The sequence below is a fragment of the Pseudomonas sp. Marseille-Q8238 genome, assembly GCF_965111915.1.
The window spans coordinates 3,135,772-3,148,785 of the sequence record NZ_CBCOPI010000001.1; the positions used below are offsets into that span (position 1 = coordinate 3,135,772).

The window sequence follows — 13,014 nt, forward strand, 5'->3', positions numbered from 1 at the left end:
GTAGCCATCGTAACGTATACGCTCACCCGGAGAAATCCATTCATGTCCCGCGCACAAACCTGGTTGTCCGTGCTTCTGCTGCTGATCGTCGGCGGTTTGATGGGGGTCATCAGCAACATGGTCAAGCTGGCGGTCAGCCAGGGCTGGCAGCCGGTCGCCTTCCTGCTGTGGAGCCTGCTGGGCGCCGGCGTCGTACTGTTACTGCTGGCGATTGCCCGTGGCCAGGCGCCGAGCCTGCAGCGCAACCACCTGCGTTATTACCTGGTCTCCGGGCTGATCAGCCTGACCCTGCCCAATGCCCTGCTGTTCAGCGCGATCCCCCATGTCGGCGCCGGTTACGCGGCCATGTGCCTGGCCTTTCCACCGCTGATCACCTACCTGCTGGCCCTGGCCTTGAAGATGGAGCCGGCACGCGCTCTGCGCATGCTGGGCATTGCCATCGGCCTGCTCGGCAGCCTGCTGCTCGCGGTCGACAAGGCCAGCAGCGGTGACAGCCCGCTGACCTGGGTGCTGGCGGTGCTGGCGACACCGGTGTTTCTCGCCCTGGGCAATATCTACCGCTCGCGCAGTTGGCCGACCGGTGCCACGCCCTTGGCATTGGCGCCTGGCATGCTGCTGGCCGGCGCCCTGCTGCTGACGCCTGCCGCGCTGATCGTCGACCTTTCCCCCTTGCATCACTCGCCTACTGCGCTGTGGTTGCTGCTGGCGCAGGTGCTGCTGTTCAGCACCATGTATGCGCTGTACTTCATGCTGCAGAAAATCGCCGGGGCGGTATTTCTCAGCCAGATGGGCTCGGTCACCGCGCTGTCCGGCGCGGGCCTGGCCATCTATGTATTCGGTGAACCGGGTAGCCCGGTGATGGGCCTGGCTGCACTGTGCATCACGCTTGGCGTGGTGCTGGTCGCCCTGCGCCGCGCACCCAACACGGCTCAGGGAGCCTCGACATGAAACGCGACACACTGCTGCTGGCCGCAGTCATCCTGCTCGGCCTCAACCTGCGCCCGGTATTGGCCGGGGTCGGCCCGCTGCTCGATCAGATCCAGGCGGACACTGGCCTGGACCACGTCGGCGCCAGCCTGCTCACCACCCTGCCGGTGATCGCCATGGGCCTCGGTGCCCTGGCCGCGACCCTGCTGCGGCGCCTGCTCGGCGAACGCGGCGGCATGCTCTGCGGCATGCTGTTCGTCATGCTCGCCTGCCTGTGGCGCTGGCTGGCGCCCAGCGCCGACTCGCTGGTACTCAGCGCCCTGCTCGCCGGGGCCGGCATCGCCTTTGTCCAGGCACTGCTGCCCGCATTGATCAAGCGCCGCTTTGCCGCTGACAGCGGACGCCTGATCGGCTTCTACAGCTGCGCGATCATGGCCGGCGCAGCACTCGCTGCGGCCGGCACGCCCTGGTTCGCCGGGCTGTTCGGCTGGCCTGTGGCCCTGGGCTTGTGGGGCCTGCCGGCGCTGCTGGCCGCTGGCGTATGGCTGCGCGCCACCGCAACACCCGCACCGCCGGAAGACACCAGCCTGGCGCTGGCCGGTTTGAGCCTGTGGCGCTCCCCGCGTGCCTGGCTGCTGCTGTGCTTTTTCGGCATTGGCACCGGTGCCTACACCCTGGTGCTGGCCTGGCTGCCGCCCTACTACACGGCACTGGGCTGGAGCGCGACATCCAGCGGCCTGCTGCTCGGTGGGCTGACCGTCTGCGAAGTGATCGCCGGCCTGCTGATCTCCAGCCAGTTGCACCGCTGGCCGGATCGCCGGGTACCGCTGTTCATGGTGCTGAGCAGCCTGCTGCTGGGGCTGGCCTGCCTGGTGTTGGCACCTGAGCGCCTGGCGCTGCTGGTCTGCGTGCTGCTCGGCACGGGAATTGGCGCGCTGTTCCCGCTCTCGCTGATCATTGCCCAGGACCACCTCGACGACCCGCAACAAACCGGCGACCTGCTGGCCTTCGTCCAGGGTGGCGGGTACCTGATTGCCGCCAGTGCGCCGCTGCTCGCTGGCCTGGTGCGCGAGTACAGCAACGACCTGCGCCTGAGCTGGATCGCGATGGCCGTGGCGACGTTGCTGCTGGCCGCTCTGGCTTACCGCTTCAAGCCGGACAGCGGCCACTTTCATCAACCGGGCTGAGTTTTTTCTCACGAAAATCAGCGGCAACCCGCTAAAGATCGTCACCATCCAACCGCTAAGCTTTAGGGCCTGCTTCATTCGCGAACGATAAAATCAGCCGAATGGAACACCAACAGGCCCTGGGGAAAACCACATCGTATTGACGCGGATCAAGTCGGCACTTCCTCGTTCCGGCACGATATGGCCAAATGCCATCCACCTACCCGAAGAAGTCATGTATGGGCACCTGGATAAAAAACCTCTCGCTGAAATACAAGTTCTGGGCCGTCAACCTGGTGGTCTTCGTCATCACCCTGCTGCTGGTGCTGTTCGCCGTACGCCAGGAGCACAGTGGCCGTATCGATGCGGCACGCGCAGCGACAGAAGGCCGCGCCGCGCTGATCGCCGCCTGGCCGCAAGGTAGCCGGCCACCGGCCCAGGCCGACCTGGTGTATTTCGCCAGTGGCAGCCGCCCGAGCGTGCCTGGTGTCGCCGACAGCTCGCCTCTCGCCCAGGCCCGTGGCTGGGTCGAGTTGCAACCCAACGGCGATAACGGCGTGATCGGGGCCTGGGTTCAGGATGCCGGTGACGGCCAGCGCCTGGCAGTGCTGGCCCATGCACCGAGCCTGTTCCAGGTCTTCCAGGAACGTGCCGGCGCCTATGCCATGGCCGTGGCGGTGTTGATGCTGCTTCTGCTGGCCGCTTCGCAGTTGCTGATCCGCTTCATCCTCAGCCACCTCAATGCGCTGAAGGACATCATGCTGCACGTCGAGCGCAGCGGTGACCTCTCCGCCCGCGCCCTCAGTGACAGCCAGGACGAAGTCGGCCAGATGGCCGGCGCCTTCAATGCCATGCAGAGCGGCTACCAGCGCGTGGTCAGCACCGTGGCCCAGGCCGCCGCCCGCCTCGACGACGGCGCCAAGCGCCTGGCCAGCAGCATGGACGATGTGCGCCAGGGCATGCTCGGCCAGCAGAGCGAGACCGACCAGGCCGCGACCGCGATCAACGAGATGTCCGCCACGGTATTCCACATCGCCCAACACGCCGCCGACACCCGCGACCAGTCCACCGAAGCCGACCGCCTGAGCAGTGCCGGTCGTGAAGTGGTGGGCCGTGCCGGTCAGGCCATCGCCAGCCTGTCCCTTGGCGTGCAGCAGACCACCGAGATGGTCAACCGCCTGGCCGAGGACAGCCAGACCATCAGCGGCATGGTCAACGTCATTCACGGCATCGCCGAACAGACCAACCTGCTGGCCCTCAACGCCGCCATCGAAGCCGCCCGTGCCGGCGAGATGGGCCGTGGCTTTGCCGTGGTCGCCGACGAGGTGCGCAACCTGGCCAAGCGCGTGCAGGACTCGACCCACGAGATCACCCGCATGATCGGCACCCTGCAGGCCGGCACCCGCGACGCCGTCGAGTTCATGCAGGAAAGCTCGATCAAGGCCGATCAATGCGTGCAGGAAACCAACGCTACCGGCGAAGCGCTGGCCACCATCGCCCATGCCGTGGCACTGATGCGCGAGAGCAACACGCAGATCGCCGTCGCCGCCGAGCAACAGAGCCAAGTCGCCGAGGAGATGACCCGCTCCATCGTCGGCATTCGCGATGTCACCGAGCACACCGTGGAGCAGACTCTGGAATCGGCCAACACCAGCGCCGAACTGGTGGGCCTGGCCAACGAGCTAAGCAAGGCCATCGGCCAATTGAAGCTCTGATAATCGATGCCGCCGGGTGGCGGCATTGATATCTCAGTAGAGGCCCGTAGGTGGAACGGGCTACGCAGCTCAGGCACACACCACGCGGGGGCGCCATTCGATAAGTGCAGACGTCGTACCCGCAGCACGGAGTGCCCCGCCAGGTAGGTCGGTGAGCTGCGACCTACGCGGCCCGTCCCACCCTACGAAGGGCATGAGTGGTCGAAACGAGGCAGTTGCGGACATTCAGTCTTTGCGTTTCATGACGCACCGGTTGGTGGGCTAAAGCCCACCCTACGCAGGGTGCAGAATTTGTAGGGTGGGCTTCAGCCCACCGTAGCGATGTCTGCAACTGCCTCAAAGCGATCCGCCTGAACGACTACCTTCTCCTGCGTAGCTCGTAGGGTGAACGTCGCTTTTTCCGTCCACCGCTCGGTGAGCGCACTGGTGGACAAAAGCAGCATTGTCCACCCTGCCTCGTGCGCAGAGCTTAATCAGACTCGCGACTCAGCCAACAGACCAAGCGCCAGACGCTCAGCTTCCTCGGCATCGGCGGCCAGCACCTGCGCCACGCCGAATGCCCGTACCGCGCCGTCGAGTTTCGGCTGCATTGCCTCCCGCGCCTGGGCATCCGCCACCACGCTGACCAACCCTGCGCAGTAACGCCCCAGCTCCGCCTTGCGCCGCTTGAGCCAGAGCCCCCGCGACTTGCGGTCCTCATGGGACTCGTCCTGGCGCATGGCGCCGTAGAGGATGACGAAGCGTTCGCCGTGAGCGAGCAGCGCCTCCAGTTCATCGGCCCAGACCGGCGCATAACCGGGAATGGCCGCCTCACCGCGAAAGCGCACCAGCGGAAAATCATCGACGTCGTGCAGGGTGAAATCGTCTGTCTTGAGTGCCATGTTCATGCTCCGATTAGGTGAGGCTCAGCCGGCTGGCGCAGCCTGCCAGCCGCCACCGAGTGACTTGTACAAATCGACCAGCGCCAGCGAAACGCCCGCCGTGCTCTCGACCAATGCGGCCTGGTTGGCCAGTAGCGCGTTCTGCACGCTGAGCACATTAAGGAAATCCACCGTGCCCTGGGCGTACTGTTCCTCAGCGCTGTGCAGCGCCAGACGACTATGGCTCACGGCCTGCTCCAGGCTGGCGTGGCGGCGCTGCTCGGCCTGGTAGGCGCTGAGTGCGTTGTCCACTTCATGCCAGGCCCCCAGCACGGTTTTCTGATAGGTGATCGCAGCCTCCTGCTGTTGCGCCTCACGCAACTGAAGAGTCCCGCGCAATCGCCCGCCGTCGAACAGCGGCACGCTGAATGCCGGCCCGAAGGCGAAGGTGCGCGACGACCAACTGCCGAAGTCCGCCAGTTGCAGGGCCTGGAAACCGACGTTACCGGAGAGGGTGATACGCGGATAGAAATCGCCCTGCGCCACGCCAATGCTCGCTGTGGCCGCATGCAGTTCGGCTTCGGCACGGCGGATATCCGGGCGTCGCTCGGCCAGCTCGCTGGGCAGCCCGACCGGTACGTGCCGCGGACCAGCGGGAATCGCCGCCGTGGCGCTCAGCTCCGCGTGCAGGGCCTGGGGCGGCCGGGCCAGCAGCAGGCTCAGGGCGTTGATCAACTGCGCCTCACGCTGCTGCAGCGGTGGCACGCGGGCCTCGATGGCGGCGACCTGCGCCGCCGCTTCGGCCACTTCGAGCTGGGTGGCGACGCCATCGCCCAGGCGGGTGCGGTTCAGCTCCAGGGTGCGCAGGGCGATATCGAGGTTCTGCCGGGTAATCGCCAGTTCGCTCTGCGCACCGCGCAGTTGGATGTAGTCGCTGGCGGTTTCCGCCAGCACGGCGAGCAACACCCCGTGGCGCTGCTCCTCGGCGCCCTGCACCAGCGCATCGGCGGCCTCCACTTCACGGCGCACACGGCCCCACAGGTCCAGCTCCCAGCCCGTGTCGAAACCGCCCTGCCACAGGCTGTAGGCCTCTTTGCCCGCCCGACCGGACGGGTCGCTGAGGCCATCCTGGCTGTTGCGCGTGCGGCTGTAGCCAGCGCCGGCATTGACACTCGGCAGACGCTCGGCAGCGATACTGCGCCGGGCCGCGCGGCTTTGCTCCAGGCGACTGGCCGCAACCCGCAGATCGAGGTTGCCGCTGGCGGCACGCTGGATCAGCGACGACAGGACGGGGTCGGCGAAACTGTCCCACCAACGCGCCTCCATGGCCGTGCTGACGGTGCGGCTGCGCACCGCCTCGCTCGCGGCTGGCGCAGACCACTGCGCGCCAAGATCGCTCTGGGGTTTGCCAAAGTCCGGCCCCACGCCGCAGGCGGTCAAGCCGAAGGCGCCAACCAGGCTCACGCTACAGGCAAGCAGATGACGTTTCATTTCATCACCTGCAATTCAGCCGCGGCCTTGCTGTGGGTATCGATGCGTGCATCCACCGACATGCCGACCCGCAGGTGGCCCACCAGCGGCTGGTCCGCATCGAGCACGATCTTCACCGGAATGCGCTGCACCACCTTGGTGAAGTTGCCAGTGGCGTTGTCCGGCGCAATGGCGGCGAAGGTCACCCCGGTCGCCGGGGCGATGCTCTCGACATGCCCACGCAGGCGCTCGCCCGGCAGGGCATCCACTTCGATCTCGGCGACCTGCCCGGGACGCACGTGGGTCAGTTGGGTTTCCTGAAAGTTGGCGACCACGAATGCCTGTTCCAGCGGCACCACCGCCAGCAGCACATCACCCGGATTGACGAAGGCCCCGACGCGTACCGCGCGGCGCCCGACCATCCCCGCCACTGGCGCCTGCAAGCGGGTGTGGGAAAGGTCCAGCTCGGCACGCTGTTGCTCGGCCTCGGCACGCTGCACGGCAGCGCGTGCTGCATCGCGTTGCGCGGTCAGCACTTCGGTCTGTTTGCGCGTGGCCACCAGGGCCGCCCGGTTCTGCGTCTGCCGGGCACGCCGGGTGTCGAAGCGCGCCTGCGCCTGCTGCTGGTTCTGCAAGGTGCCGGCGCCCTGCCCGGCCAGGTGCCGGTAGCGCTCCAGCTCGTGCTGGGCGAACAGCACATCGGCCGTATCGGCCTGCACGGTCGCTTCGGCCTGTTCGATCACCGCCGCCTGGCGTTCCAGTGTGGCCCGGGTGTTGGCCAGTTGCGCCTGGGCGCTGGCCACGCCGGCAACGGCGACCGCCAGGGCCGCGCGGTAATCACGGTCGTCGATGCGCGCCAGCAACTGCCCGGCCTCGACCCGCTGGTTGTCCTGCACCAGCACCTCCTCGACGAAGCCGGAGACCTTGGGCGCAACCAGGGTGAAATCGGCGCTGATGAAGGCATCGTTGGTGCGCTGCTCGGCATGCTCGGCCAGCCCGTACCAGCCACCTGCGACAACGATACCGGCCAGCAATGTCAGGCCGATCAGAACAGTGGGTTTGTTGAATGTGCTCATGATGCAGGGTTCCAGTGAGGTCAGGCCGCGCGCGGTGGATAGATGCGCGTCGGCACGAAGGGAATGATGAGAATCAGCGCGGCGGCAATCACCGCGACATACAGGTAGAGATCGGCCGAGGTCAGCACCACGGCCTGCTGATGCAGACGCTGGGCAAGGCCGGCGCCCTGGCCGTCGAGCGCCAGCGGGTTGTTGCCCAGGCGGTCGACCAGCATGCTCGAGTGGAAATGCAGGCGCGCGGTGGTCAGCGCATCCAGCACGCCACCGGCCAGCACGGCGGCGAAGCCCTTGATCGAGTTGAACCAGGCCGACGCGAACGGCCCTTCCGGCGGGGCGATGCTGCCGGTGGAGAGCATCAGCAACGGCAGCACCGCCATGGGCTGGGCGAATACCTGGAGCATCTGCATGACGAAGAAATCGTCACGAATCCAGGCGGACGTCAGGTGCGAACCGATCCCGCAGGACAGCACCAGCATGCCCATGCCAATCGCCAGCACCCAGCGGCAATCAACCCAGCGCAGGTTGCACAGCGCCGCCACCAGCGGCAGCGCGAGCAGTTGCGGCAACGCCACCCAGAGCATCAATGGCGCGCTCTGCAATGGGCGATAACCCTTCACCTGCGCCAGGTAGCTGGTGGGGATCATGCTCGATGCCAGCAGCACGAACAGCACCACGCCCAGCGCGAACAGGGCGAAGCTGAGGTTGCGCAGCCCGAGCATCTGCAACTTGAAGAACGGCAGCGGATGGAACCACTCGTTGATGAAAAGCAGCACCAGCAGCAGACCGCCGCCGAGGAACAGCGTGGTAATCAGCGTCGACTCGAACCAGTCCAGTCGCTCGCCCTGGATCAGCCCCACCACCAGCATGCTGATCGCCGGGAAGCCGAGCAGCAGGCCGCGCCAGTCGAACTGGGCGAAGCGCTCCAGGCGCAAGGGGTCCTGCGGCAGGCCCCAGGCCACGGCCGCCATGGCCAGTAGGCTGGTGGGGATGATCTGCCAGAAGGCCCACTGCCAGCCGACGTACTCCACCCAGAAAGCCGCCAGGGGCGTGCCCAGGCTCGGCCCGAAGGTGGCGGTCAGTGCATAACTGGCCAGGCCGTAGACCTTGATGTTGGCAGGCAGAAAACGCAGTGCCACGGTCATCAGCATCGGTGGCAGGGCTCCGCCCGCCAGCCCCTGCAGGGCACGCAGCAGCATCAGCACATGAAGGTTCGGCGCCAACGGGCTGAGCAGGCCGAGCAGCATGAAGGCGCCAATGGCGCACAGGGTGAAACGGCGCAGGGAAAAGGTCACCGAGAACCAGGGCGCGAACGCCATGGCGCATACCGATGGCGCGGCATACAGGGCAATCAGCCAACTGCCTTCGTCATGGCCGATGCCCATGGCACCCCGGATATCGGCCAGGGCAATACGGGTGACGTTCTCGTTGAAACCCGACACCAGCACGGCCAGCAACACGCCGATCAGCCCGACGATGATGCGCCCGCCAAACGGCGTGGCCACCGGCTTCGCCGAGGGTGCAGCAGCAACTGCAGAGGGAGTCTGGACCAGTGTGCTCATGACCGAGCGATCCGAGTCAGACACACAAGAGAGGCAAACATGAGGGACTTCCGGATGAGGGGGACGGGCAAAGTCTATGGCCCGCCATCCATGCCGAAAATTGCAATATTCTTAATTTAGGATTGCGTTACACGCACTGATCAAAATGCGCTCAACCTTCGCACTGAAGCGCCGATTCCGGGCCTGTTTCCACCACCTGAATCGGCGATGCTTTTGCCACGATAGAGACTATTACCGGGCGAGCTCAGTGAATTCTCGGCCCCTCCAGGCATCCCTGCTTGATCAGGCCACGCAGCCAGCGGTGGCCGGCGTCGTTGTCGAAGCGCGGGTGCCAGGATTGCCGCACGAGCACGGTCTCCAGCGCCAGGGGAATGGTGAACGTACGCAGGGGCAAGCCCAGGCGCTGGCAGATCCACGCCACCTGTTCCGGCATCGGCAGGATCAGGTCGGACTCCATCAGCGCCAGCACCGCCGAGAAGAAGCTGGGAGAAATCATCACCACACGCCGGGCCAGCCCTTGATCCGCCAGCAGGCGGTCGATCGGCCCATGGGCCAGGCCACGGCGCGACACGCTGATCTGGTCGTAGTGAGCGAACCGCTGCGCGGTGATCTCGGCATCGAAAATCGGGTGCCCTTCGCGCGCCAGCGCCAGAAAGCGACTGTTGAACAACCCCTGGGATTTGATCTCCGATGTCTGCTGGCTGGACGCACCAATCACCAGGTCGACCCGCCCTTCGCGCAACGCCTCGTCGTCACCATCGATCTCCGGCACGAAACGCAGCACGCAATTGGGCGCCTGTTGGTGCATGCGCTCGAACAGCTGGCCGCCGTAACAGACCATGAACAGGTCGCTGCTGCGCACATTGAAATGACGGGACAGCTGGGACAGGTCCGTCTCGCTGGAGCGGAACACCCCCGAGGCCTGTTCCACCAGCGAGCGCACCTGATCGCGCAATTCGAGGGCCTTGGGCGTCGGCACCAGGCCGCGCCCGGCGCGCACCAGGATCGGATCGCCCACGGCCTCGCGAATGCGCGTCAGCGTGCGGCTCATGGCCGGCGGGCTCAGGTGCATGCGCCGCGCTGCGCCCACCACGCTGCCCTCATCCAGCAGGATATCCAGCGCGACCAGCAGGTTGAGATCCGGTAATTGCATGCAGCACAGCTCCTACGTCCAGATACGTGCGTTTGGCGCAACTGTATAAGCAGCAGCCGTCGGCGTCGAACGGAGCCTGCGCCTATCACGCAAGTTCAGGCGCCCTTCCCGTACTCCGGCGCAGCCGTCGATAGCCCCACACCGCCACCAAAGCAACCAACGCCCCGGCACAGAGCGCAATGCCGAATGCCGGCGACGAGACGGGGTTGCTGGCGGCACTGGTAACCCAGCTCGACGCGGAAATGGATGCCCGCCTGCCGGCCATATCCGATACGGTGGACGCTGATCAAGCCGTAGTCGTCATCGCTGTTGTGACACCCATAAAAAACCCGCCACAAGGGCGGGTCTCGAGAAGCCCGCCCTGTCACCAGGGCGGTATGCAATCGACTCAGGCGAGCTTCTGCTCGGCGTCCATTTGCAGAGGGGTACCACCGCTGGCCAGCTCTTGCTGCAGGGTGGTTTCGTCCAGCTGTTTGCACCACTTGGCAACCACGATGGTGGCCACGCCGTTACCAATCAGGTTGGTCAGCGCGCGTGCTTCGGACATGAAGCGGTCGATACCCAGGATCAGCGCCAGGCCGGCAACCGGCAGGTGACCGACTGCGGACAGCGTGGCCGCCAGCACGATGAAACCACTACCGGTCACACCAGCAGCGCCTTTGGAGGCAACCAGCAGCACCAGCAGCAGGGTGATCTGGTGGGTGATGTCCATCGGCGTATCAGTGGCCTGGGCGATGAACACCGCCGCCATGGTCAGGTAGATGGAAGTGCCGTCGAGGTTGAACGAGTAACCGGTCGGGATCACAAGACCGACTACCGACTTGTTCGCGCCCAGCTTCTCCATCTTCGCCAGCATGCGTGGCAGGGCCGACTCGGATGACGAGGTGCCGAGCACGATCATCAGCTCTTCACGGATGTAGCGGATGAAACGCAGGATGCTGAAACCGTGGGCGCGAGCGATACCGCCGAGCACGATCAGCACGAACGCCACGCAGGTGATGTAGAAGCACAGCATCAACTGGCCGAGCTGCACCAGCGAGCCGACGCCATACTGGCCGATGGTGAAGGCCATGGCACCGAATGCCCCAACAGGCGCCAGCTTCATGATCATGTTGATGATGCCGAACATCACGTGAGCGATGCGGTCGATGAACTCGAGCACCGGACGGCCGAACTCACCCATGCGTTGCAGGGCGAAGGCGAAGATCACCGAGAAGAACAGCACTTGCAGGATGTCGCCGTTGGCGAATGCGCCGACCACGGTGGACGGAATCACATTGAGCAGGAAGCCCACGGTGCTCTGCTGCTCACCCGCCTGGGCATAGGCAGCGATCTTGCTGGCATCCAGGGTAGCCGGGTCGACATGCATGCCAACGCCCGGCTGAGCCACGTTGACCACGACCAGACCGATGATCAGGGCGATGGTGGAGACGATTTCGAAATACAGCAGCGCATAGCCACCCGTCTTGCCGACGGCTTTCATGTCCTGCATGCCGGCGATGCCGCTGACGACGGTACAGAAGATGATGGGGGCGATGACCATCTTGATCAGTTTTACGAACCCGTCACCCAGTGGTTTCAGCACCACGCCGGTATCAGGGTAGAAGTGTCCGATGGCAATACCGATGGCAATGGCCACCAGCACCTGGACATATAGGCTCTTGTAAAAGGGAGTACGGGTCATGGCGATTCCTCACTCGCTGCACCGGCCTGTCATCTCGTCATGGCCGTGCAGACGCGTTTAGCGCTAACCCTCCTGCACTGGAGGGATTTGTTGTGTGCCCCGACTGGGGGTTGCAGCGCCTATCGCAAAGCCTGTGCCATGATCAAAAAATGATAATAAATACTTTAAAAACAGTAACTTAAATAAAACACTCAAGCATTTTAAGGGACTCTTTTGGCGGATATCCGCCATGCGTGTGGCGGGTATCCCCCAGCCCGCCGAGCCAGTTTCAGTGCATAAGTCGGCTTGTCCCTGGGCAAATACCCGGCCTACCATCCGGCCTGACTTTCTGATGAGCCCATCCATGCGCGAACGCACCATCGCCAGCCATTTCGTCCGCGCCGCCCTGCGCGGTGCCGAGCGACGCGGCCAGGATTACAGCGCCCTGCTGCGCGAACTGGGCATCCAGCCGGCCCTGCTCGACGAACCGCGCGCGCGCCTGGCTCCGGAGCAGTTCACCCGTTTGCTGCAAGGCCTGTGGCTGCTGCTCGGCGACGAATACATGGGCTTCGGCAAACGCCGCAGCAAACCCGGCACCTTCGCCATGATGTGCCACGCCATCATTCACTGCCGCACCCTGGAAAAAGCCTTGGTACGCGGCATGCTGTTCTACGACCTGTTCCCCGATGCACCCGGTGTGCGCCTGCACCAGGAGGGCGAGTGGGCACGCCTGAGCATCGAAAGCAGTCAGCTGTGGGACCCGGATCATTTCCTTACCGAAAGCCTGTTGGTGATCTGGCATCGTCTCGGCAGTTGGCTGATCGGCCAGCGCATCCGCCTCGAGGAAGCCACCTTCAGCTACGCCGAGCCCGCACATATCGGCGAGTACGACCTGCTCTTCCCTTGCCCGCGACATTTCGAGGCAACCACCACCAGCCTGCTGTTCCATTCGCGCTACCTGCGCATGCCCTTGCTACAGGACGAGCGCACACTCAAACAGTTTCTCCAGCACTCGCCTGCCGATCTGCTGGCGCGCCCGGACGGCGGCGACAGCCTGACCAGTCGTATCCGCCGCCTGCTTGGTCGCGATTGCGCCCACTGGCCGGACCTGGAACAACTCGCCCAGCACCTGCACATCAGCCCGCAAACATTACGCCGCCACTTGCGCGAGGAAGGCACCAGCTTCCAGGAACTCAAGGACCACCTGCGCCGCGACCTGGCTATCTATCACCTCGGGCGTGACGAGCTCTCCACCCAGGTCCTGGCCGAACAGCTCGGCTTCTCCGAACCCTCGGCCTTTCATCGCGCGTTCAAGAAATGGACCGGGCTGACACCTGGCGCCTATCGCGCACAGGAAAGCTGATGCCCGCGTCTGTTAACGTTTGCTCACGAGCACGCAGTATCTGCCCGCATACAATGCTGCAA

The 13,014-nt window shown here is 64.9% G+C and carries 10 protein-coding genes; 4 read left to right on the top strand and 6 right to left on the bottom strand.

What is annotated here, in order from left to right:
• Window positions 1–42: 42 nt before the first annotated feature.
• From ACWPW0_RS14615 to ACWPW0_RS14625, 3 genes are all read left to right on the top strand, one after another.
• Window positions 43–948 carry a DMT family transporter gene (locus ACWPW0_RS14615; RefSeq protein WP_454255670.1) on the top strand — a complete coding sequence of 302 codons (906 nt, stop codon included), beginning with the start codon at window positions 43–45 and terminating at the stop codon, window positions 946–948.
• Window positions 945–2,114 carry an MFS transporter gene (locus tag ACWPW0_RS14620; RefSeq protein ID WP_454255671.1) on the top strand — a complete coding sequence of 390 codons (1,170 nt, stop codon included), beginning with the start codon at window positions 945–947 and terminating at the stop codon, window positions 2,112–2,114. The genes ACWPW0_RS14615 and ACWPW0_RS14620 overlap by 4 nt, the downstream gene beginning before the upstream one ends.
• 218 nt (window positions 2,115–2,332) lie before the next feature.
• Window positions 2,333–3,808, top strand: coding sequence for a methyl-accepting chemotaxis protein (locus ACWPW0_RS14625; RefSeq protein WP_454255672.1), 1,476 nt, complete (start codon window positions 2,333–2,335; stop codon window positions 3,806–3,808).
• Between the two features lie 473 nt (window positions 3,809–4,281).
• On the opposite strand, the gene ACWPW0_RS14630 is transcribed toward ACWPW0_RS14625, so the two are convergent.
• The 6 genes from ACWPW0_RS14630 to ACWPW0_RS14655 form a co-directional block, all read right to left on the bottom strand.
• Window positions 4,282–4,689 (bottom strand): hypothetical protein, encoded by a 408-nt coding sequence (locus ACWPW0_RS14630; RefSeq protein WP_454255673.1) that lies wholly within the window; start codon window positions 4,687–4,689, stop codon window positions 4,282–4,284.
• 24 nt (window positions 4,690–4,713) lie between these two features.
• The gene (locus ACWPW0_RS14635) at window positions 4,714–6,159 is read right to left on the bottom strand and encodes an efflux transporter outer membrane subunit (protein WP_454255674.1); all 1,446 of its coding nucleotides are present in this window, start codon (window positions 6,157–6,159) and stop codon (window positions 4,714–4,716) included.
• Window positions 6,156–7,214, bottom strand: a complete 1,059-nt coding sequence (locus ACWPW0_RS14640) for an HlyD family secretion protein (protein WP_454255675.1) — start codon at window positions 7,212–7,214, stop codon at window positions 6,156–6,158. Before ACWPW0_RS14640 ends, ACWPW0_RS14635 begins: the two co-directional genes overlap by 4 nt.
• A gap of 20 nt (window positions 7,215–7,234) precedes the next feature.
• Window positions 7,235–8,773 (bottom strand): MFS transporter, encoded by a 1,539-nt coding sequence (locus ACWPW0_RS14645; protein WP_454255676.1) that lies wholly within the window; start codon window positions 8,771–8,773, stop codon window positions 7,235–7,237.
• A 244-nt stretch (window positions 8,774–9,017) separates the two neighbouring features.
• Complete coding sequence (locus ACWPW0_RS14650; protein ID WP_447592554.1) at window positions 9,018–9,926, bottom strand: LysR family transcriptional regulator; 909 nt, start codon at window positions 9,924–9,926, stop codon at window positions 9,018–9,020.
• A gap of 388 nt (window positions 9,927–10,314) precedes the next feature.
• Entirely contained in the window at window positions 10,315–11,610 is a 1,296-nt protein-coding gene (locus ACWPW0_RS14655) for a dicarboxylate/amino acid:cation symporter (RefSeq protein WP_447592567.1), read from the bottom strand.
• Window positions 11,611–11,953: 343 nt separating this feature from the next.
• On the opposite strand from ACWPW0_RS14655, the gene ACWPW0_RS14660 reads away from it, so the two are divergent.
• Window positions 11,954–12,952 (top strand): AraC family transcriptional regulator, encoded by a 999-nt coding sequence (locus ACWPW0_RS14660; RefSeq protein WP_454255677.1) that lies wholly within the window; start codon window positions 11,954–11,956, stop codon window positions 12,950–12,952.
• Window positions 12,953–13,014: the final 62 nt, after the last annotated feature.

Bases quoted from the DNA above. Each gene is read 5' to 3' on its own strand.
- ACWPW0_RS14635 (WP_454255674.1), bottom strand. From the start codon at position 6,159: ATGAAACGTCATCTGCTTGCCTGTAGCGTGAGCCTGGTTGGCGCCTTC.
- ACWPW0_RS14640 (WP_454255675.1), bottom strand. From the start codon at position 7,214: ATGAGCACATTCAACAAACCCACTGTTCTGATCGGCCTGACATTGCTG.
- ACWPW0_RS14625 (WP_454255672.1), top strand. From the start codon at position 2,333: ATGGGCACCTGGATAAAAAACCTCTCGCTGAAATACAAGTTCTGGGCC.
- ACWPW0_RS14660 (WP_454255677.1), top strand. From the start codon at position 11,954: ATGCGCGAACGCACCATCGCCAGCCATTTCGTCCGCGCCGCCCTGCGC.
- ACWPW0_RS14645 (WP_454255676.1), bottom strand. From the start codon at position 8,773: ATGAGCACACTGGTCCAGACTCCCTCTGCAGTTGCTGCTGCACCCTCG.
- ACWPW0_RS14615 (WP_454255670.1), top strand. From the start codon at position 43: ATGTCCCGCGCACAAACCTGGTTGTCCGTGCTTCTGCTGCTGATCGTC.
- ACWPW0_RS14655 (WP_447592567.1), bottom strand. From the start codon at position 11,610: ATGACCCGTACTCCCTTTTACAAGAGCCTATATGTCCAGGTGCTGGTG.
- ACWPW0_RS14650 (WP_447592554.1), bottom strand. From the start codon at position 9,926: ATGCAATTACCGGATCTCAACCTGCTGGTCGCGCTGGATATCCTGCTG.
- ACWPW0_RS14630 (WP_454255673.1), bottom strand. From the start codon at position 4,689: ATGGCACTCAAGACAGACGATTTCACCCTGCACGACGTCGATGATTTT.
- ACWPW0_RS14620 (WP_454255671.1), top strand. From the start codon at position 945: ATGAAACGCGACACACTGCTGCTGGCCGCAGTCATCCTGCTCGGCCTC.